Origin of the sequence: Streptomyces sp. NPDC002994, from assembly GCF_040611155.1 — a bacterium.
Lineage (GTDB): Bacteria > Actinomycetota > Actinomycetes > Streptomycetales > Streptomycetaceae > Streptomyces.
Window position 1 is genome coordinate 38,206 of record NZ_JBEXNQ010000021.1, and the last position, 18,102, is coordinate 56,307.

At 69.9% G+C, this 18,102-nt stretch carries 17 protein-coding genes; 10 read left to right on the forward strand and 7 right to left on the reverse strand.

Going from position 1 to position 18,102, the window contains the following annotated elements; genetic code table 11:
- Positions 1 to 22: 22 nt before the first annotated feature.
- From ABZX79_RS26085 to ABZX79_RS26105, 5 genes are all read left to right on the forward strand, one after another.
- The gene (locus ABZX79_RS26085; RefSeq protein ID WP_355262376.1) at positions 23 to 961 is read left to right on the forward strand and encodes a cellulose-binding protein; all 939 of its coding nucleotides are present in this window, start codon (positions 23 to 25) and stop codon (positions 959 to 961) included.
- A 166-nt stretch (positions 962 to 1,127) separates the two neighbouring features.
- On the forward strand, positions 1,128 to 2,117 hold the full coding sequence (locus ABZX79_RS26090) for an ATP-binding cassette domain-containing protein (RefSeq protein ID WP_355262379.1): 990 nt from the start codon (positions 1,128 to 1,130) through the stop codon (positions 2,115 to 2,117).
- A 3-nt stretch (positions 2,118 to 2,120) separates the two neighbouring features.
- Entirely contained in the window at positions 2,121 to 2,891 is a 771-nt protein-coding gene (locus ABZX79_RS26095; protein ID WP_355262382.1) for an ABC transporter permease, read from the forward strand.
- 129 nt (positions 2,892 to 3,020) lie between these two features.
- Complete coding sequence (locus ABZX79_RS26100; protein ID WP_355262385.1) at positions 3,021 to 4,244, forward strand: ATP-binding cassette domain-containing protein; 1,224 nt, start codon at positions 3,021 to 3,023, stop codon at positions 4,242 to 4,244.
- Positions 4,241 to 5,086: an ABC transporter permease subunit gene (locus ABZX79_RS26105; protein ID WP_355262388.1), complete on the forward strand. Its 846-nt coding sequence runs from the start codon at positions 4,241 to 4,243 to the stop codon at positions 5,084 to 5,086. Before ABZX79_RS26100 ends, ABZX79_RS26105 begins: the two co-directional genes overlap by 4 nt.
- A gap of 40 nt (positions 5,087 to 5,126) precedes the next feature.
- On the opposite strand, the gene ABZX79_RS26110 is transcribed toward ABZX79_RS26105, so the two are convergent.
- Positions 5,127 to 5,456, reverse strand: coding sequence for an ATP/GTP-binding protein (locus ABZX79_RS26110; protein ID WP_214969586.1), 330 nt, complete (start codon positions 5,454 to 5,456; stop codon positions 5,127 to 5,129).
- Between the two features lie 214 nt (positions 5,457 to 5,670).
- On the opposite strand from ABZX79_RS26110, the gene ABZX79_RS26115 reads away from it, so the two are divergent.
- Positions 5,671 to 6,720 carry an LLM class flavin-dependent oxidoreductase gene (locus tag ABZX79_RS26115; RefSeq protein ID WP_355262392.1) on the forward strand — a complete coding sequence of 350 codons (1,050 nt, stop codon included), beginning with the start codon at positions 5,671 to 5,673 and terminating at the stop codon, positions 6,718 to 6,720.
- 73 nt (positions 6,721 to 6,793) lie between these two features.
- Here ABZX79_RS26115 and ABZX79_RS26120 read toward each other — a convergent pair whose 3' ends face one another.
- Positions 6,794 to 7,186 (reverse strand): SCO5389 family protein, encoded by a 393-nt coding sequence (locus ABZX79_RS26120; RefSeq protein WP_355262395.1) that lies wholly within the window; start codon positions 7,184 to 7,186, stop codon positions 6,794 to 6,796.
- Positions 7,187 to 7,396: 210 nt separating this feature from the next.
- On the opposite strand from ABZX79_RS26120, the gene nucS reads away from it, so the two are divergent.
- Positions 7,397 to 8,068 carry an endonuclease NucS gene (nucS, locus tag ABZX79_RS26125; RefSeq protein WP_355262398.1) on the forward strand — a complete coding sequence of 224 codons (672 nt, stop codon included), beginning with the start codon at positions 7,397 to 7,399 and terminating at the stop codon, positions 8,066 to 8,068.
- A 347-nt stretch (positions 8,069 to 8,415) separates the two neighbouring features.
- On the opposite strand, the gene ABZX79_RS26130 is transcribed toward nucS, so the two are convergent.
- The 4 genes from ABZX79_RS26130 to iscB all read right to left on the reverse strand — a co-directional run bounded on the left by ABZX79_RS26130 (position 8,416) and on the right by iscB (position 14,377).
- Positions 8,416 to 11,019 carry an ATP-binding protein gene (locus ABZX79_RS26130; protein ID WP_355262401.1) on the reverse strand — a complete coding sequence of 868 codons (2,604 nt, stop codon included), beginning with the start codon at positions 11,017 to 11,019 and terminating at the stop codon, positions 8,416 to 8,418.
- Positions 11,020 to 11,269: 250 nt separating this feature from the next.
- The gene (locus ABZX79_RS26135; RefSeq protein WP_069926899.1) at positions 11,270 to 11,593 is read right to left on the reverse strand and encodes an STAS domain-containing protein; all 324 of its coding nucleotides are present in this window, start codon (positions 11,591 to 11,593) and stop codon (positions 11,270 to 11,272) included.
- Positions 11,594 to 11,739: 146 nt separating this feature from the next.
- On the reverse strand, positions 11,740 to 12,591 hold the full coding sequence (locus ABZX79_RS26140) for a 3-hydroxyacyl-CoA dehydrogenase family protein (RefSeq protein ID WP_215136877.1): 852 nt from the start codon (positions 12,589 to 12,591) through the stop codon (positions 11,740 to 11,742).
- A gap of 142 nt (positions 12,592 to 12,733) precedes the next feature.
- The gene (iscB, locus tag ABZX79_RS26145) at positions 12,734 to 14,377 is read right to left on the reverse strand and encodes an RNA-guided endonuclease IscB (protein ID WP_355262406.1); all 1,644 of its coding nucleotides are present in this window, start codon (positions 14,375 to 14,377) and stop codon (positions 12,734 to 12,736) included.
- Positions 14,378 to 14,688: 311 nt separating this feature from the next.
- On the opposite strand from iscB, the gene ABZX79_RS26150 reads away from it, so the two are divergent.
- Positions 14,689 to 15,261 (forward strand): cob(I)yrinic acid a,c-diamide adenosyltransferase, encoded by a 573-nt coding sequence (locus ABZX79_RS26150; protein ID WP_069926904.1) that lies wholly within the window; start codon positions 14,689 to 14,691, stop codon positions 15,259 to 15,261.
- 223 nt (positions 15,262 to 15,484) lie between these two features.
- Here ABZX79_RS26150 and ABZX79_RS26155 read toward each other — a convergent pair whose 3' ends face one another.
- A complete protein-coding gene (locus ABZX79_RS26155; RefSeq protein WP_355262411.1) occupies positions 15,485 to 16,024 on the reverse strand; it encodes a hypothetical protein in 540 nt (179 codons plus the stop codon).
- Positions 16,025 to 16,180: 156 nt separating this feature from the next.
- On the opposite strand from ABZX79_RS26155, the gene ABZX79_RS26160 reads away from it, so the two are divergent.
- Both ABZX79_RS26160 and ABZX79_RS26165 read left to right on the forward strand, forming a co-directional pair.
- On the forward strand, positions 16,181 to 17,386 hold the full coding sequence (locus tag ABZX79_RS26160; protein WP_355262414.1) for a histidine kinase: 1,206 nt from the start codon (positions 16,181 to 16,183) through the stop codon (positions 17,384 to 17,386).
- Entirely contained in the window at positions 17,383 to 18,033 is a 651-nt protein-coding gene (locus tag ABZX79_RS26165; protein ID WP_355262417.1) for a response regulator transcription factor, read from the forward strand. Before ABZX79_RS26160 ends, ABZX79_RS26165 begins: the two co-directional genes overlap by 4 nt.
- Positions 18,034 to 18,102: the final 69 nt, after the last annotated feature.

An 18,102-nucleotide genomic window follows, 5' to 3' on the forward strand; every position in this document is an offset into this window, starting at 1 on the left:
TCGACAGGAACCCAGGAACCCCATGAGCGACACTTCCTCCCCCTTCGGCTTCGAGCTCGTGCGGCGTGGTTACGACCGCGGTCAGGTGGACGACCGCATTACCAAACTCGTCGCCGACCGTGACAGTGCTCTGGCCCGAATCACTGCTCTGGAAAAGCGCATCGAGGAACTCCACCTCGAGACGCAGAACGCCCAGGCCCAGGTGAGCGACGCGGAGCCGTCGTACGCCGGGCTCGGTGCGCGCGTCGAGAAGATCCTCCGGCTCGCCGAGGAGGAGGCGAAGGACCTGCGTGAGGAGGCCCGTCGCGCCGCCGAGCAGCACCGCGAGCTCGCCGAGTCCGCCGCGCAGCAGGTGCGCAACGACGCCGAGTCGTTCGCCGCCGAGCGCAAGGCGAAGGCCGACGACGAGGGCGTTCGTATCGTCGAGAAGGCCAAGGGTGACGCCTCCACGCTGCGCAGCGAGGCCCAGAAGGACGCACAGCAGAAGCGCGAGGAGGCGGACGCTCTCTTCGAGGAGACCCGCGCCAAGGCCGCCCAGGCCGCCGCGGACTTCGAGACGAACCTGGCCAAGCGCCGCGAGCAGTCGGAGCGCGACCTGGCTTCGCGTCAGGCCAAGGCCGAGAAGCGTCTGGCCGAGATCGAGCACCGCGCGGAGCAGCTTCGTCTCGAGGCCGAGAAGCTGCGTACGGACGCGGAGCGCCGCGCCCGCCAGACGGTGGAGACCGCGCAGCGCCAGGCCGAGGACATCGTGGCCGACGCCAACGCCAAGGCCGACCGGATCCGCAGCGAATCCGAGCGCGAGCTGGCGGCGCTCACCAACCGCCGCGACTCCATCAACGCGCAGCTGACCAACGTCCGCGAGATGCTGGCCACGCTGACCGGTGCGGCCGTCGCCGCCGCCGGCGCGCCGGCCGACGACGAGCCGATCACGCGCGGCGTCCCGGCCCAGCAGACCCGCTAGCGGCCGTAGTACCGCGAAAAAGCCCCCCGTCATTCCAGTGGCGGGGGGCTTTGCGCGCCCTTAGCGTGGCCGACATGCTGTGCTTTCCCGGGGGCAACCCCCGGACCCCCGGCCGGACGAACAGGCCGGCCACACTGACCGAGGCACCTTCGCGAGGTGAATTTCAGTGATCGAACTGACGGGGCTGACGAAGCGTTACGGCGAGAAGGTGGCCGTCGACCATCTGACCTTCACCGTACGGCCGGGCATGGTCACCGGCTTCCTGGGCCCGAACGGGGCGGGCAAGTCCACGACCATGCGGCTGCTGCTGGGACTGGACAGCCCGACCGCCGGTGATGTCCGTATCGACGGCAGGCACTACGCCGACCTCCGCGACCCGCTGAAGTACATCGGCGCACTTCTGGACGCCAAGGCCATGCACGGCGGCCGCAGCGCGTACAACCACCTCCTCTGCCTGGCCCAGAGCAACGGCATCCCGCGCAGCCGGGTCTCCGAGGTCCTCGAAACGGTGGGCCTGACATCGGTCGCGAAGAAGCGCGCGAAGGGCTTCTCGATGGGCATGGGGCAGCGGCTGGGCATCGCGGGCGCGCTGCTGGGCGACCCCGAGATCCTGATGTTCGACGAGCCGGTGAACGGGCTCGATCCCGAGGGCATCCACTGGATCCGCAACCTGATGAAGTCGCTGGCGTCCCAGGGGCGTACGGTCTTCGTCTCCTCCCACCTGATGAGCGAAATGGCGCTCACCGCCGACCACCTGGTCGTCATCGGCCAGGGCAGGCTGCTCGCCGACACGTCGATGGCGGGCTTCATCCGGGAGAACTCGCGCAGTTACGTACGCCTGCGCTCCCCGCAGCAGGAGCGGCTGCGCGATGTCATGCACGAGGCCGGCATCACGGCGGTCAGCGCGGCCAACGGGTCCCTGGAAGTGGACGGCGTGACCTCGGAGCAGCTCGGTGATCTCGCCGCCAGGCATCAGCTCGTACTCCACGAGCTGAGCCCTCAGCAGGCCTCGCTGGAGGAAGCCTTCATGCGCCTGACCGCCGAATCCGTCGAGTACCACGCGCATTCCGACGGCGAGAGGCCCGGGTCCCCCGGGGCCGGCTGGGGCGCCGGCGTGCAGCAGCAGAAGGCGAAGACGAAGAAGAGGGGGGCCTGAGTCATGGCGGTCGCACAGGTACTCAAGTCGGAATGGACCAAGATCAAATCGGTTCAGTCCACAGTATGGACACTCAGCCTTGCCGCAATCGTCACCATCGGCCTCGGCGTACTGATCAGTATTCTTTCCAAGAACGAATTCCAGAAGCTGAGCGCGGAGGACAAGCTCGCCTTCGATCCGACGTTTGTGAGTTTCGCGGGCACGAGTCTTGGGCAGCTCGCAATGATCGTTTTCGGTGTCCTGGTCGTGTCGAACGAATACAACACCGGAATGATCCGCATGTCGCTCGCCGCCGTCCCGCAGCGCGGCACCTTCCTCTTCAGCAAGATCACCGTCGCCGCGGCGCTCGCGCTGGCCGTCGGAATGATCACAAGCTTCCTCTCCTTCTTCCTCGGCCAGGCGATGCTCGGCGACCTCAAAGCGGACATCGGCGACCCGGGCGTACTGCGCGCGGTCATCGGCGGCGGCCTCTACATGACCCTGATCGCGCTGTTCTCGATGGGCGTCGCCTCGATGCTGCGCAGCCAGGTGCTCGCGCTCGGCGTCCTGATGCCGTTCTTCTTCCTGCTCGCGCCGATCCTGGGCAACGTCTCCGCGACCAAGAAGGTCGGCCAGTACCTCCCCGACCAGGCGGGCAGCAAGATCATGCAGGTGGTCCCACCGGTCAACGACGACGCGCCGTACGGCCCCTGGGGCGGGCTGCTGATCATGGCCGTGTGGGTCGCGGCGGCCCTGGTGGGCGGATATGTCCTGCTGAAGAAGCGGGACGCGTAGAGCCGGCACCTCACGTACCGCCTTAGCAGGAACCGTCAGCCGCTGGTTATCCTCCTAACCCTTACGGGGGCGCGTTCGGCCAGACGGTCACAGCCCCGACCACCCGACCTGTCGATGGGGCTGCAGACAATGATCGAGGCAGTCGGCCTGACGAAGCGCTACGGCGCCAAGACAGCCGTGTACAACCTTTCCTTCCAGGTACGCCCGGGCACGGTGACGGGCTTCCTGGGTCCCAACGGCTCCGGCAAGTCCACGACCATGCGCATGATCCTCGGGCTCGACGAGCCCACCGCGGGCCATGTCACCATCGGCGGTCACCCCTTCCGCAAGCTTCCCAACGCTCCCCGCCAGGTGGGCGCCCTGCTCGACGCCAAGGCGGTGCACGGCGGACGCAGCGCGCGCAACCACCTGCTGTCGCTGGCGCAGCTCTCCGGCATCCCCGCCCAGCGCGTCGACGAGGTGCTCGGGGTCGTCGGCCTCCAGGACGTCGCCAGGCGGCGCTCCAACGGCTTCTCGCTCGGCATGGGACAGCGCCTGGGCATCGCGGCGGCGCTCCTCGGCGACCCGCAGGTGCTGCTCTTCGACGAGCCGGTCAACGGCCTCGACCCCGAGGGCATCCTCTGGGTCCGCAACCTCATGAAGACGCTCGCCGCCGAGGGCCGTACGGTCTTCGTCTCCAGCCACCTCATGAGCGAAATGGCGGTCACCGCCGACCACTTGATAGTGATCGGGCGCGGGCAGCTGCTCTCCGACATGAGCGTCAAGGACTTCATCTCGGCGAACTCCGCGGACTTCGCCCGGGTGCGTACGCCGCAGACCGAGCCGCAGCAGCGCGAGAAGCTGTCGTCGGTACTGACCGAGGCCGGCGCGCACGTCATGACCGAACAGGATGGTGCGATGCGCGTCACCGGGCTGCCGCTGGCGCGGATCAGCGACCTCGCGCACGACGCCGACGTACGGCTGTGGGAGCTTTCGCCGCACCAGGCCTCGCTGGAGGAGGCGTACATGCGGATGACCCAGGGCGCGGTGGACTACCGCTCCACGGCCGACCAGCTGGCCGGCTTCGAGCAGCCCCAGCAGCTTCAGCACCCCGGCGGCTACGCCCAGCCCCTGCCGCAGCAGGACGGCTGGTACGCCCCGCCGCCGCCCCAGGCCGGCGGACAGCCCTTCGCGGGTGTCCCGACGCCGGGCGGGCCCGCAGCCGCCCCCGGCTACCCCGCGCCCGGCCAGAACCCGTACGCGGCCCCTGTTGCCGCCCCGGCGGCGCCTCCCGCGCCCGCAGCCGCCCCCGCGCCTGCCCCCGACCTGACCAAGAGCGACAGCGACACCGACAGCCCCGAGGACGCCCGATGACGACCCCGTACCAGCAGCAGGCCCCGCAGCACTACCAGCAGCAGGGCGTCGCGTCGTACATCTCGCCGATCCCGGTGCGCAGGGCGACGCTCGGGGACGCGCTCACCTCCGAGTGGACGAAGATCCGGTCGGTGCGCTCCACCGTGTGGACGCTCGGCGTGATGATCGTGCTCGTCCTCGGCATCGGAGTGCTCTCGACGGTGGCCGTCGGCTCGTCCGGCGCCGACCTCGGCGAGACCCCGGTGCTCAGCCTCGGCTTCTTCGGTGTGCTGCTCGGCGCCATCCCGGTGATCACGCTCGGCGTGATGACCGTCGCGTCCGAGTACGGCACGGGCATGATCCGTACGACCCTCACGGCCTGCCCGAGCCGCTCCCGCGTGCTGACGGCCAAGTCGATCGTCTTCTTCGTGCTGGCCTTCGCCATCACCCTGGTGACCACCGCCATCGTCGGGGCGATCCAGACCGCCACGCTGGACGGCGCCACGCCCACCGGCGGCGACTGGCTGCGCGCGACGATCGGCATCAGCCTCTACATCGCGACGCTCGGTCTGCTCTCCCTCGCCGTCGGCTCGCTCATCCGGCACTCGGCGGGCGCGATCACCATCATGATCGGCGTGGTGCTGCTGCCGCTGGTGCTGGCGATGTTCATGTTCTCCGAGACGCTGGCCGACCTTCAGAAGGCGCTCTTCGAGTACTCGATCCCCAACCAGCTCAGCGCCTTCTACGACGTCTCGGTCACCGACTCGGGACCGGCCGGCTGGGAGCCGCTGTGGATCCTGCTGGGCGTGACCGCCGTGGTGCTCGGCGGCGCTTTCCTCGCCCTGGACAAGCGCGACGTGTGACGGCGCGGGCCGCGAGGACCACATGGGGCCTCGCGGCCCGTCAGTAGCGCGGGGCATTACGGGACCGCTGCACCTTCGTGGTGCGGCGGTCCCGCGCGTTCCAGCAGGCCTTGTGCCAGTGCCTGCGGTCGTCGACACCGCCGTACTCCGGCCAGGCCACCAGGTGCGGGACCCCGGACGGGATCTCCTGGTCGCAGCCCGGGCAGCGGTAGCGCTTGCCCGCCGCACTCGCGCCGGCGACGTGGCGCAGCGACCACTCCTCGCCCTGCCACGACTCGGTGCTCTGGAGCCCGAACCTCTCTCCTGCCGCGCCACTTTGGGACTCGGTCGGGTTCTCGCCGCCCTTGGGGCGGTTGCGACGCGGGGACACCTGAAACCTCACGGGTCGGACGGGCAGGGGTTTTCACCCAGCCTAGGGCCATCCGACAGGGGTACACGTACCGCAGCGCGTGCGGGCCGCCCGCCGCTGGGCGCGGCTTACCGGAAAATCGCAACAACTTCACGCGCACCCGTGCCTTTGGCACGTGTCAGACGTTGTTGCCAGTAAGGGGGAAGCCGCGTCGGCCGTAAGGAGGCAGAAGGCGATGCGTGTCGGAACGTTTGTACTGGCGGCCCAGTTTCCGGGCCAGGGCCAGGGGGAGGCGCTGCACCGCGCGGTGCGGTCCGCCGAGGTCGCCGAGGAAGCCGGGCTTGACTCGGTCTGGCTGGCGGAGCACCACTTCGTGCCGTACGGCGTGTGCCCCTCCGCGGTGACACTCGCCGCGCTGCTGCTCGGGCGCACCCGGCGCATCCGCGTGGGTACGGCGGTCAGCGTCCTGCCCACCGTGCACCCGGTCGCCCTGGGCGAGCAGGCCGCGCTGCTGCACCTCACCTCCGGCGGGCGTTTCACGCTCGGCGTCGGGCGGGGCGGGCCGTGGGTGGACCTGGAGGTGTTCGGACAGGGTCTTTCGGCATACGAGCACGGGTTCCCCGAGTCGCTGGACCTGCTGCTGCGCTGGCTGCGCGAACCGCGCGTCGAAGCGCGGGGCGAGCGGTTCGACTTCCGTGAAGTCGCCGTCGTACCAAGGCCGGACGAGCTGCTGCGCGAGACGCCGGCCGAAGAAGAGGAAGGGGGCGGCCCCGAGGTCGTGCTCGCGTGTACCTCCCCGAAGAGCGTACGGATGGCCGCCGAGCGCGGGCTGCCGATGCTGCTCGGCATGCACTGCGGTGACGAGGACAAGGCGGAGATGGTCGCGCTGTGGCGCAGGCTCGCGCTGGCCGCCGGACATGAGCCGGAAAAGGTCGCGCGGGCAGGCCATGTTTCGGCCGGAGTGGCTCAGATCGCGAGCAGCGCGGCCGACGGCACGGAGACGCTGACGAAGGCGATGCCCGGGTGGCTCAAGCAGGGCCTCGACGCCCATGTGACGGTCGACGGACGGCACCGCGCGATGCGGGACCCCGTCGCCTACACGGAAATGCTGTGCGAGCTGCATCCGGTGGGGCCGCCCCGGCTGGCCGCCGACCGGCTGGCGGCGACCTCGGAGCGGACCGGCATCACACGCTTCGCGCTGCTCGTGGAAGGCTCGGGCGACCTGGCGGCCACCGAGGAGAACGTACGGCTGCTGGGGTCCGAAGTGCTTCCCCTGCTGTCCTGACCGTGCCGTGCCGGCGGGGACGCCGCCGCTCCGCATCAGTGGACCTCCCGCGATGCGGAGCGGCAGCATTGCCTCAGCAGTCCCGAAGTTCCGGCGACTGGTTGAGAAGCTGACCCCTGATCGAGGTGAAGCGGCCGAGCCGCTCGTCCGACGAGGAGTCCAGCGGGAACACCGCTACGCGGTGGCAGTTCTGGAATGCAAGACGTACGCCGAAGTGCCGCTGCAGCGCACCGCGAATCGCGTCACTCGCGAGTGCACGCAGGAGCTGACCACGTGCCTGCTCGTCCGGCGGAGGCGTCTGGTTGTCGGCGAACTCGCCACCGTCGACCTTCAGCTGTGCCACCAGAGAGCTGATCATCTCCCATGCGTAAGGCAGGGAGGTCCGGACGCAGTCGACGAATGCGGCTTCGTCGACATCGCCTCGCTCGGCCTGTTCCAACAGTGCCGGTGAGACGTCGAGCGACATGGGTTCTCCTCTCGCGACCCCGGGGCCGGGGTCTTACGGGCAGGGAAGACGGACGACGACGCAGAGTGCACGTACGACGACCTCCTGCATCCAAGTTAAGCGTGCGGTCGGGGCCGCACCAGGAGATTGGGAACACAACCAGCCAACAACGAAGGGGGTCTTACTGGGCGAATCGCGTAGACCGCTTGTCGTCGAGTAGCGTTGCGCCCCATGCGTCTCGTCATTGCCCGCTGCTCCGTGGACTACGCGGGCCGGCTCACCGCCCATCTGCCCTCCGCTCCCCGTCTGATCCTGGTGAAGGCGGACGGCAGCGTCTCGATCCACGCCGACGACCGGGCGTACAAACCGCTCAACTGGATGTCGCCGCCGTGCACCCTCAAGGAGGGCACAGGGGACGATGCCGGCACCTGGACGGTGATCAACAAGGCGGGCGAGAAATTGATCATCACGATGGAGGAAGTCCTCCACGACTCGTCCCACGAACTGGGCGTCGACCCCGGGCTGATCAAGGACGGCGTGGAAGCGCACCTCCAGGAGCTGCTCGCCGACCGCATCGACACGCTCGGCGAGGGCTACTCGCTGATCCGCCGCGAGTACCCCACGGCCATCGGCCCGGTGGACATCCTGTGCCGCGACGCGGACGGCGCGACGGTCGCGGTGGAACTGAAACGACGCGGCGACATCGACGGCGTGGAGCAGCTCACCCGCTACCTGGAGCTGCTGAACCGGGATCCGCACCTGGCGCCGGTACGGGGCATTTTCGCGGCGCAGGAGATCAAGCCGCAGGCGCGCGTACTGGCGACGGACCGCGGGATCGGCTGCGTGGTCCTGGACTACAACGCGATGCGAGGCATCGAGGACGACAAGCTCCGCCTGTTCTGACGACCGAGGGCCATTTCCCCTACCCGTCCCTCCCCGCAACCGGGGGCAAGCCCCCAGCCCCCTGGACGCCCTACGGGCGTGTCCTCAAACGCCGGACGGGCTTGTTTCCCCGGGCACGCTGGATTGTCGCGCACGGCATGGTTGGGCGCCGCCCCGATTTGACGCGCCGCCGGACCGCCAGGCGCGGCTTGACCGCCAGGCGCGGCCCCAATCATGGGCGCCGCGGGCTGAAGCCTTCCGCATGCGGCAACCTTCAGCCCGTCCGGCGTTTGAGGACCGGGGTCTGGGGCAGCGCCTCAGTTCGGGAAGGGGCGGGGGTGGGGAAACAAAGCTCCCCCGCCCCCGCCTCAGATCACCGGACTCGGAGAGGTCGTATCGGTCTCCGACGGTCCCGATGAACCGGGCGCGCTCGAAGTGACTGGCGCGCTCGCCGAGTCGGACGTTCCCGGCGAGGTCGTGGGCGACTCCGATGGGGTCGTCGGCGGTGTTGTCGGCGGCGCAGTGGTCGGTGACGTTGTCGTGGGCGACTCCGTAGGCGTCGTGGGCGGCGGGGTGGTCGGTGCCGGGGTGGACGGAGGCCGAGTAGAACCGCCGCCCGGGGTCGTCGGGTCCCCCGAAGTCGGCGGCTTGCTGCCCGGGGACGACGCGTCGTCGTCCGTCGGCCTGCCGCTCGTCGACGGATCACCCGGCACCCCGCTGTCGCCACCCTGCCCCGGCTGCGGCCGCCCCGACGTACCAGGACCGGACGGATAGCCCGGGTCGCCCGGGCGCTTGGTCGAGCCCTGGGTCGGCTCGTCGGCGATCAGCCCGTCCTGCCCGTCGTCCTCGTTGGCCGACTGCTCGGACGTCACCCTGTTCGGCGGCTCGTCGCCGTCCGAGGCCGCGCCGAGCGTCACCACAGTGCCGAGTACGGCGACGAGCAGCGCACCCGCGCCCGCCGCGACCATGTTGCGCCGGGCGCCGGTGAGCACGGCGAGACGGCCACCAGCGCCACCACCACCGGCCTCCGCCGAGCGGTGGGTGACCAACGTGCTGTCGTCACCCGCCCCTTCTCCCAGCCTGGCCGACAGCGACAGGGGTACGACCGCTGCCGGTACGCCACCGGGCGGCGACGCCGACTCCTCGTACCGAGCCGCCGGCACCTCCTCGCCCGCGGGCGTACGTCCGCCGAGCACGAGCCCGCCGGCACCCGCGCCGGAGCGGTCCGCGACCAGCGCCAGCGCCCTGCGTCCGGCGACGGTGCCGCTCTTGTCGGCCACGGCGCCGCGCATCGCGATGGACGCCTCCAGCTCGGCCCGGGCCCGGTCCAGACTGCCCGTACAGAGCGCGAGGACGCCCAACTCGTGGTGGAAGTACGCCTCTTCGGCAACTTCCCCGGCGATGCGCGCGGCCTCAAGGCCCGCCCGCAGCGCCCGCTCCCACGCGCCCCAGGAAAGCCCGGCGGCGAAGGCGGGCGCCGCCGTACGGGCCAGCAGGACGGCGGCGCTCGGGTGCCCCGCCTCCGTACCCGGCACCAGGGCGCCCATCGCCGCGAGCATCGCGTCGGCCTCCGCGGCCGCCCGCTCGGGCGACACCGAGGGGTGGCCTGCCCACCAGGCGTAGTGCTGGGCGGCGGTGTGCGCCTGCTCCGCCACGTCGTCCGCGAAACCGGCGGCCTCCAGCTGTACGGCCACACCGGCCGCCAGCCGGAAGTGCGCTCCGACCGGCGAGAGAAGCCCGCAGCTCATCAGCTCGCCGAGCGCGGCGTCCGCGTGGGTGTCTCCCACGAGGGCCGGCAGGTGCGCCTGGTGCGGGACCTCGCCGCCGAGCGCGATGGCGAAGCGCAGCGTGGCGCGGGCGGACTCGCTCAGCCGGGACGCGAGGAGCGCCGCCGGCATGGCTCCCTCGGCGAGGGACGGCAGGGGTACGTCGTGACCGTCCTCCGCGTCGAAGGGCGCGTCGAACGGCTGCTCGTTGAAGTACCCGTACTCGTCGAAGGCGTTGGGGTCGGCGCGCAGCCGGTCGCGCTGCCGCAGCAGCGCACCGGCCTGCGTGAAGCGCAGCGGCAGCCCCTCGGACTCGAACCACAGGTCGCCCGCCCAGTTCGCCTCGTCCTCGGTGAGGGGCCGCTCCACGGCCCGCTCCAGGAGTTCCAGGCTGGCGCTGCGGCCGAGACCGCCGAGGAAGACCTCCTCGATGTGCGAGTCGGGCGAGGGAGCGGCGACGCCGGGTGTCGCCGCGAGCAGAAAGGCGCACTCGGGCGTGGCCTCCAGCAGCTCGTCCAGGGCCGCCCCGCCGAACTCCAGGTCGTCGAGGACGACGACCGCGCCGATGTCATGGACGAGATCGAGCAGCCCCGCCCGGTCCGGGCGGTGCAGCGGCGCGCTGTACACGGCGGCGAACAGGTCGTGGAGCAGCTCTTCGGGCGTGCGGTGGGCTCCGCTGAGCCGTACGACTCCGTCGGGCGCGAGGTCCGCGCAGTCGTCGGCGACGGCATCGAGCAGCGCCGTACGCCCGGATCCCGACGGCCCGGTCAGCCGCACCGAGCGGCCGCGCGCGAGCAGCCGCACGAGCCTCTCGCGCTCCTCCTGCCGCTCCAGGAGCGGCAGCTCGGGAACGGCGGGCCCCGGCGGTACGGGCGGCCTGGACGCCCGCAGCAGTTCGGCGCGGTCGTCGGCGCTGTGCCTGGCCGGCCGCGCGGGGCGCTCGCCGGGCGGGCAGACTTCGATCTCGCTGCCGTCGACGGGGTTGACGGTGAGCAGGAAGTCGCCCACGACGACCTGCACGGTGCGGGCGGGTGCCGACGAGGCCTGCCCGCTCCCCTTGACGGGACTGCTCTGGCCGCTGCTCTGGGCAAGGGCCGGTGGCATCGCGTCTCGTGGTGGCCGGCGCGATCCGTCACCGGTTTCGCTCTCGCCGAGCAGGTCGTCGTCGTGGCCGTACTCTTCCGGCCCTTGGTTCATCGGGTTCATCGGGTCCATGGTCAAGCCCCCCAGATGCGTTGCGTGCGGATGCCCCTCCCGGCCTTTCCCACGCGCGCTGTCGCTTCTGGTCCGGTGCCCGCCGTACTCGGGTTCGTCAATCAGCAGGCGACCGAACCCTAGACCTTCGCACAGTATCCGGGAACCAGAGGGGTGCCACCCCGCCCGGGACGTCACAGTCTCGTGAGGATTGTGCGCCCGCCGTACGGATCGCGCCGCTTCGCGCCTTACGCCGTGCCGCTCAGACGCGCGGCAGCGACTCGGCGGCCAGGCCGCCCTCGATGGCGAGAATGCGGTGCAGTCTGGTCGCCACCAGCAGGCGCTGCATCTGGGCCGGTACGCCGCGCAGCACAAGCCTGCGGCCCGCCCGCCCGGCCCGCCGGTGGGCGCCCATGATCACGCCCAGTCCGGTGGCGTCCCAGGAATCCAGCTCGGTCAGGTCCAGCACGAGATCGCCGACACCGTCGTCGACGGCCGAGTGCAGGACCGTACGGGCGTCCGCCGCGCTGCGCACGTCGAGGCGGCCCCCGACGACCAGCTCGACGTGGTCGCCCCTGATGTGCATATGCGCTCCCCGAGAGTGCGTCAGTTCTCCGTGTCTTGTTTCTTTCCCTGCACCCAACTGACTGCCTTACGGGTCAGGAAGTTGCCGTCCGTAAGCGAACCGATACCGAATTCACTCCTGAGGGTGACCCAGAAGCTGACACGGCATCAGTGGTGCTTGTAGAAGCCCTGCCCGCTCTTGCGCCCGATGTCACCGGCATCAACCATCCGGCGCATCAGCTCCGGCGGCGCGAACTTCTCGTCCTGCGACTCCGTGTAGATGTTGCTGGTCGCGTGCAGAAGGATGTCGACGCCGGTCAGGTCCGCCGTGGCGAGCGGGCCCATGGCGTGCCCGAAGCCCAGCTTGCAGGCGATGTCGATGTCCTCGGCCGAGGCGACGCCCGACTCGTACAGCTTCGCGGCCTCGACCACGAGGGCCGAGATGAGGCGCGTGGTGACGAAGCCGGCCACGTCGCGGTTGACGACGATGCAGGTCTTGCCGACGGACTCGGCGAACTCCCGCGTGGTGGCGAGCGTTTCGTCGCTGGTCTTGTAGCCCCGTACGAGCTCGCACAGCTGCATCATCGGTACGGGCGAGAAGAAGTGTGCGCCGACGACCCGCTCCGGGCGCTCCGTCACGGCCGCGATCTTGGTGATCGGGATGGCGGAGGTGTTGGACGCGAGGACCGCGTCCGGCCGGACGATCTTGTCGAGTGCGCGGAAGATCTCGTGCTTGACTTCCAGCTTCTCGAAGACGGCCTCGACGACGATGTCGGCGTCGGCGACCGCGTCGAGGTCGGTGGTCGTGGTGATGCGGCCGAGCGCCGCCTCGGCGTCCGCGGCGTCCAGCTTGCCCTTGGACACGAACTTGTCGTACGAGGCCTTGATGCCGTCACGGCCGCGGGTCAGCGCGGCATCGGTGACATCGCGCAGCACGACGTCCCAGCCCGCCTGCGCCGAGACCTGCGCGATACCGGACCCCATGAGTCCGGCTCCGATGACGGCGAGCTTCCTGGCCACGACACACCCCTTGATTCCTTCGGCCTTAACGCCTGTTTACTCAGGCTCTCCGGCGGAGGTTAGCGCCCGTGAGGGGCCGAGTGGCGGCGAAGAGATGCGCGTCACGGTCCAAATGACGGACATCACACTGCCACCGAGCCCCTCACCTCTCAACACACCCTTCCAGGCGCCTGCTGTAGCCATAACCGTCCGATCGCTGGAGCAGCCGAAGGTGGCGATGGTGTACGCCTTGAACGAGGCCCAAAGCGGTACGGATGTTGAAGCGGCCAGTGGCGCGCACAGCCACTCGTCCGGTGTGGGCCCCCTGGTACTTGCCCGACGACAAGCACGCAGAGACCAAGTCCCCGGTAGTGAATCCGTAGTGCTGCTTCTGCCGAGGGCGCAGGAGTCGTGGGAAGCCGAACTTGTCAGGGGTGGTGCGTGCATAGACGCCGCGTCCGGTCGCAGACGCGACCAGTACGAAGTCTGGGTGGCGTACCAGGACTACGGCCTCAGTAAGTTCACCCACGCACAAGGCGTCGAGCGTGTGGGTCTTGGCCAACCCGGAGCGGATCCGGTTGTACTTCGTACGCCCTCCGGACCAGGCACGCACTGGCACGCCCAGCTCACACAGCGCCTGGAACAGCTTATGACGCGTGGCGTTCATGGCGGCGGCATCCCTCAGCCCCGTCTTGGCCTGTGCCTGAATCCTTGCGAGCCGGTCGGGGCGATCGGCCAGGAACTCAGCCACTGGCATTGCCCCCTTAGCCTGGTTGCACGGGCGGCAGGCCAACGTGAGGTTGGCAACTCGGTCGCTCCCGCCCCGCGCCCGGGGGTGGATGTGCTCGATCTGGAGCGGGACACCCGCTGCACCGCAGTAGGCGCATGCCCGGCGCCACTTGGCCAGCAGGTACTCCCGGATCTCGAAGCCGAAGAGGGTCCCCTGCTGGTATTCGGCTCCCTCCAAAGGGCGTCCCGCCGAGAGGGCGTGCGTGTCAAAGGCGACGCGTTCTACGTGGACCTCGCGTACGGGAAACAGCCGTGCGAGCCGACGGACGACAGACACCGTGCTGTCGACACGGTGCTGAACCGAGGGCGGGAGCCAGCCCGACTTCCGCGCACGGTTCTTGGAACGCTGGGGCCGGTATCGGAGATTCGCACTGCGCCGACGACGGCGGTACAGGGCACGCTGTTTCATTCTCTTGCTGATGTGGTTTCCCCGGTGTGCAAGTTCAACAGCGAACAGGCCACGCCGAACCCAAGCAGCCACCGACGAGCAGCGGCTCGCGTTCTGGTCCACAGTGATTGCGATCCCCGTCGCCCTACTCCCGGGATCGATCCGCACCTCGACACCGGTCACCTCCGACTCCGCCGAAGTACGGTCCTTGAGGCGTATGACGAACGGTGTGTGCTTGGCTACGACCGCGCGCCCTGAGGCGAGGAGCTTCCTGGCCCTCGCCGGGTGTGTAGGCATCAGCGGGATGCCGTCGCGGTCTAGGACCGGCACCCACGCTGCCCCAGTTCCAGCGGTACGGACGATGCCGCCCTCACGGGCAGCGGTTACTCCCTCAGCCTTGGGCGCGACTGGCGCGCTCACGGCCTTGGGGTGACGCTCCTGGGGCAAAGTGCTGCCGCCGGGAGTCTCCCCTCGCTCATGTTCGAAACCAGTGCCGTCGGCACGCTGCCGATGGTCTCCGCGTCCCGTTTCGTCCCTGCTCCGAGGGTTGTCTGCTGGCGCGGATTCCAGAGCCCGCCGCTGAGGAAGCACGGCGGGGTGGGTGGGCTCACTCGCATCGAACGTAGTCATCACGGCACCTCTTCGGGATGATGACTTGAGCTGGTCAACCTTGAGTCTGCGACTTAGAGCGATCGCAGACACCGGCCTGTCGACCGGGGAGCGGTTGACGTCTCAGATGGCGGACATGTGCCGAGCCTCGTACGAACCCGGCACATCTGTTCGTCATATCAAACGAGCGACCGCCCCGTAGGTCACGTCGGCGCCACAATGGGCAACCGCACTGCTGTACGGCGTCCTGATGTCGGCCGGGCTGGTGGTGGCCGCCGTGACGGTGGGCACACGGGTCTTCCGGAAGGCGGGGGCGTAATTAGGCTGGCCTCATGGTCAATCTGACGCGCATCTATACCCGTACCGGCGACAAGGGCACCACCGCCCTGGGCGACATGAGCCGCACCGCCAAGACCGATCTGCGGATCTCGGCGTACGCCGACGCGAATGAGGCGAATGCTGCGATTGGGACGGCGATCGCGCTGGGGCAGCTCGACGAGGCGGTGGTGAAGGTCCTCGTCCGGGTCCAGAACGACCTCTTCGACGTGGGCGCGGATCTGTCGACTCCGGTGGTCGAGGACCCGAAGTACCCGCCGCTTCGTGTCGAGCAGTCGTACATCGACAAGCTGGAGGCGGACTGCGACCGGTTCCTGGAGGAGCTGGAGAAGCTGCGGAGCTTCATCCTGCCGGGGGGTACGCCGGGGGCGGCGCTGCTGCACCAGGCGTGCACGGTGGTGCGGCGGGCCGAGCGGTCGACGTGGGCGGCGTTCGAGGTCCACGGGGAGGTCATGAATCCGCTGACGGCGACGTATCTGAACCGGCTGTCGGACCTGCTGTTCATCCTGGCCAGGGTGGCCAACAAGGAGGTCGGGGACGTGCTGTGGGTACCGGGCGGCGAGCGGTAGGGGCGCATCGCCTGCGGCGGGCTTGTTCCCCACCCCGCCCCTTCCCGAACTGGGGGCAAGCCCCCAGACCCCCGGACGGGCTGGATTCGGCCGCACCAACCAGCCCCTCCGGCGCTTGAGGAGCGGGGTCTGGGGCGGAGCCCCCACGCGGCGGAGCCGCAAAGTGTCACAGCGGGAAGGGGCGGGTCGGGGAAGCCCCGCGCAGCGGCACCCGTCCCCCCGCCTACCCCACCGGCTCCCGCTTCGGGAACACCGTGTACGTCCCCGCGATGATCGCGTTGATGCCGATCACGAAGAGCATCTTCTGCTGCCACGCCCGCAGGGAGCCGATCTCGCCGTCCCCCCCGACGTACCAGATCGCCGCCTGCAGCAACCCCATCGCGATTCCCGCCGCCAGCATCCACAGCCCGGCGACCTTCCACTCGTGCACCGCCCGCGCAGTGCCGTACTTCGGCGCCCGTACCGGCGCCGGCCCGCCCGCGTAGCGGTGCGCGACGCGGGTGTCGACCCACTTGATGGTGCGATGGCCGAGCGCGACCGTGAAGCCGATGTAGACCGCCGCGAGCCCGTGCTTCCAGTCCGGCTCCGCGCCGTTCTTCAGGTCGACGGCCGTGACGACCAGCAGCACGACCTCCAGCAGCGGCTCCATGAGCAGCACGGCCGCCCCGGCGCGCGGCATCCTCGCCACGTAGCGCAGGGCCAGGCCCCCGGCCAGCAGGATCCAGAAGCCGACTTCGCAGATGATGATCAGCGTGACGATCACGGTGGTCACTCTCCTCCCGTTACGCTGCCAACCCTCCCGCCCGCGAAGCCCCGAATCGTCGTCGCCAATGACGAACCCGCACTGCATCCTTTGATGTAGCCCCGGCTCACCCCGCACGGTGAGGCCAAGCCGGTCCGTACCGTGTTGGATGGTCGGGTGACCCGGTTCCCCCGCCCCCACCACGACGGCATCCTCCTCGCGGTGATCGGCCTGCTCGGCGGAGTCCTGCTGTGGGGCCTCGGGCTGCACACCACCGCCATGCGCGAACTCATGCCGTCGTGGGTGACTCTCGTACCGCTCGCCGTGATGGCGTTCCTGGAGCTGCTGCGCAGGTCGTGTCCCAGTGCGGCCCTGCTCATCGGCACGGTCGCCCTCATCGCGGACCAGTTCACCCACGGCAACCTGGCGACCGTTCTCATGTACACGGACTTGATGTACGCCGCCGTGGTGTACGGAACCCCGGGCGCGGCCCGCCGTATCCCGGTCATCACGGGGCTCATCACCGTCGCCATGACGATCGGCGCCCTGGCCTGGCTCCGTCAGCCGGAAGCGCTGCTCATCGGTGTCGTCACGGGGCTCGTCTCCTTCGCGCCCGCGCTCACCGGCGCCACCCTGCGCAACCACCGCCAGGCGGCCGAGGCGGCTCGGCTGCGCGCCGAACAGACCGCGCTGCTGGCCGAGATCGACCGTAACCAGGCCATCACGGCCGAGCGCTCGCGGATGGCGCGCGAGCTGCACGACATGGTCGCCAACCACCTCTCCGCCATCGCGATCCACTCCACGGCGGCGCTGTCCATCGGTGAGCCGCAGGCGTCGACGGACGCGCTGGCCGTCATCCGCGAGAACAGCGTCCAGGGCCTGTCCGAGATGCGCAGGCTCATCGGGCTGCTCCGCGACAGCGGCGGAGCGGACCAGGAGCCCGCCGTCGCCCCCGCGCTGGACGGGCTCGACGCCCTCGTCGCCCAGGCCCGTACGGTGGGCGCCGACAGCGGACTCGTCTTCGTCCTCGACGACGGCCGCGAACCGGCCGGCGGCCGGCTCCCGGCGCCGGTCGAGATGGCCGCGTACCGGATCGTCCAGGAGTCCCTCACCAACGCGCTCAAGCACGCCTCCCCCGGCACGGTCACGGTGACGCTCGCGCACACCGACCACACGCTGACGGTCGGCGTGACCAGCCCGTACGGCGAGCGGCCCGGTCCACGCGCGCCCGGTTCGGGTGCGGGTCTGGTGGGGATGCGGGAGCGGGTGACGCTGCTCGACGGGTCGCTGGAGGCGGGCCCCGTCACCGCGGCGGACGGCACGAAGATCTGGCACGTACGGGCGCGACTGCCCGCAGAGGACGATACGGAGCTGTACGCATGACGATTCGGGTACTGGTCGCCGAAGACCAGTCGGCCGTACGGGCGGGCCTCGTGCTCATCCTCAACAGTGCCCAGGACATCGAGGTGGTGGGGGAGGCCGCGGACGGCGAGGCGGCGGTCGCCCTGGCGCGTGAGCTGCGCCCGGACCTGGTGCTGATGGACGTACAGATGCCGCGTCTGGACGGGGTGTCGGCGACCCGGCAGGTGGTGGCGGAGCAGCTCGCCGACGTCTTGGTGCTGACGACTTTCGATCTCGACGAGTACGTCTTCGGGGCGCTGCGCGCGGGGGCCGCGGGCTTTCTGCTGAAGAACACCGACGCGAAGGACCTGATCGAGGCGGTACGCACCGTGGCGGGCGGCGAGGGTCTGATCGCGCCCGCCGTCACCCGTCGGCTGATCGCGGAGTTCGCGTCGCCCGCGCCCGTACGGTCCGCGAACGCGCCGGACCCGGCGGTGCTCGATTCGCTCACCCGGCGCGAGCGGGAGGTGCTGTCGTGTCTCGGGAAAGGGCTGTCGAACGCGGACATCGCCGTACGTCTGACCATGGCCGAGGCCACGGTGAAGACCCATGTGAGCCGCCTGCTCGGGAAGCTGGAGCTGCGCAGCCGGGTGCAAGCCGCCGTACTCGCTCAGGAGTTGGGAATCTGACGGCTTGGTGTCCTCCAGGCAACAGCCACATTAGGGAGGGCTCTGGTCCAGACCTCTTGACGATTGGTC

What these genes read in the sequence shown, in the direction of transcription:
- ABZX79_RS26085 (WP_355262376.1), top strand. Translation starts at nt 23, where the DNA reads ATGAGCGACACTTCCTCCCCCTTCGGCTTCGAGCTCGTGCGGCGTGGT.
- ABZX79_RS26095 (WP_355262382.1), top strand. Translation starts at nt 2,121, where the DNA reads ATGGCGGTCGCACAGGTACTCAAGTCGGAATGGACCAAGATCAAATCG.
- ABZX79_RS26100 (WP_355262385.1), top strand. Translation starts at nt 3,021, where the DNA reads ATGATCGAGGCAGTCGGCCTGACGAAGCGCTACGGCGCCAAGACAGCC.
- ABZX79_RS26105 (WP_355262388.1), top strand. Translation starts at nt 4,241, where the DNA reads ATGACGACCCCGTACCAGCAGCAGGCCCCGCAGCACTACCAGCAGCAG.
- ABZX79_RS26115 (WP_355262392.1), top strand. Translation starts at nt 5,671, where the DNA reads ATGCGTGTCGGAACGTTTGTACTGGCGGCCCAGTTTCCGGGCCAGGGC.
- ABZX79_RS26120 (WP_355262395.1), bottom strand. Translation starts at nt 7,186, where the DNA reads ATGTCGCTCGACGTCTCACCGGCACTGTTGGAACAGGCCGAGCGAGGC.
- nucS (WP_355262398.1), top strand. Translation starts at nt 7,397, where the DNA reads ATGCGTCTCGTCATTGCCCGCTGCTCCGTGGACTACGCGGGCCGGCTC.
- ABZX79_RS26130 (WP_355262401.1), bottom strand. Translation starts at nt 11,019, where the DNA reads ATGAACCCGATGAACCAAGGGCCGGAAGAGTACGGCCACGACGACGAC.
- ABZX79_RS26135 (WP_069926899.1), bottom strand. Translation starts at nt 11,593, where the DNA reads ATGCACATCAGGGGCGACCACGTCGAGCTGGTCGTCGGGGGCCGCCTC.
- iscB (WP_355262406.1), bottom strand. Translation starts at nt 14,377, where the DNA reads ATGACTACGTTCGATGCGAGTGAGCCCACCCACCCCGCCGTGCTTCCT.
- ABZX79_RS26150 (WP_069926904.1), top strand. Translation starts at nt 14,689, where the DNA reads ATGGTCAATCTGACGCGCATCTATACCCGTACCGGCGACAAGGGCACC.
- ABZX79_RS26165 (WP_355262417.1), top strand. Translation starts at nt 17,383, where the DNA reads ATGACGATTCGGGTACTGGTCGCCGAAGACCAGTCGGCCGTACGGGCG.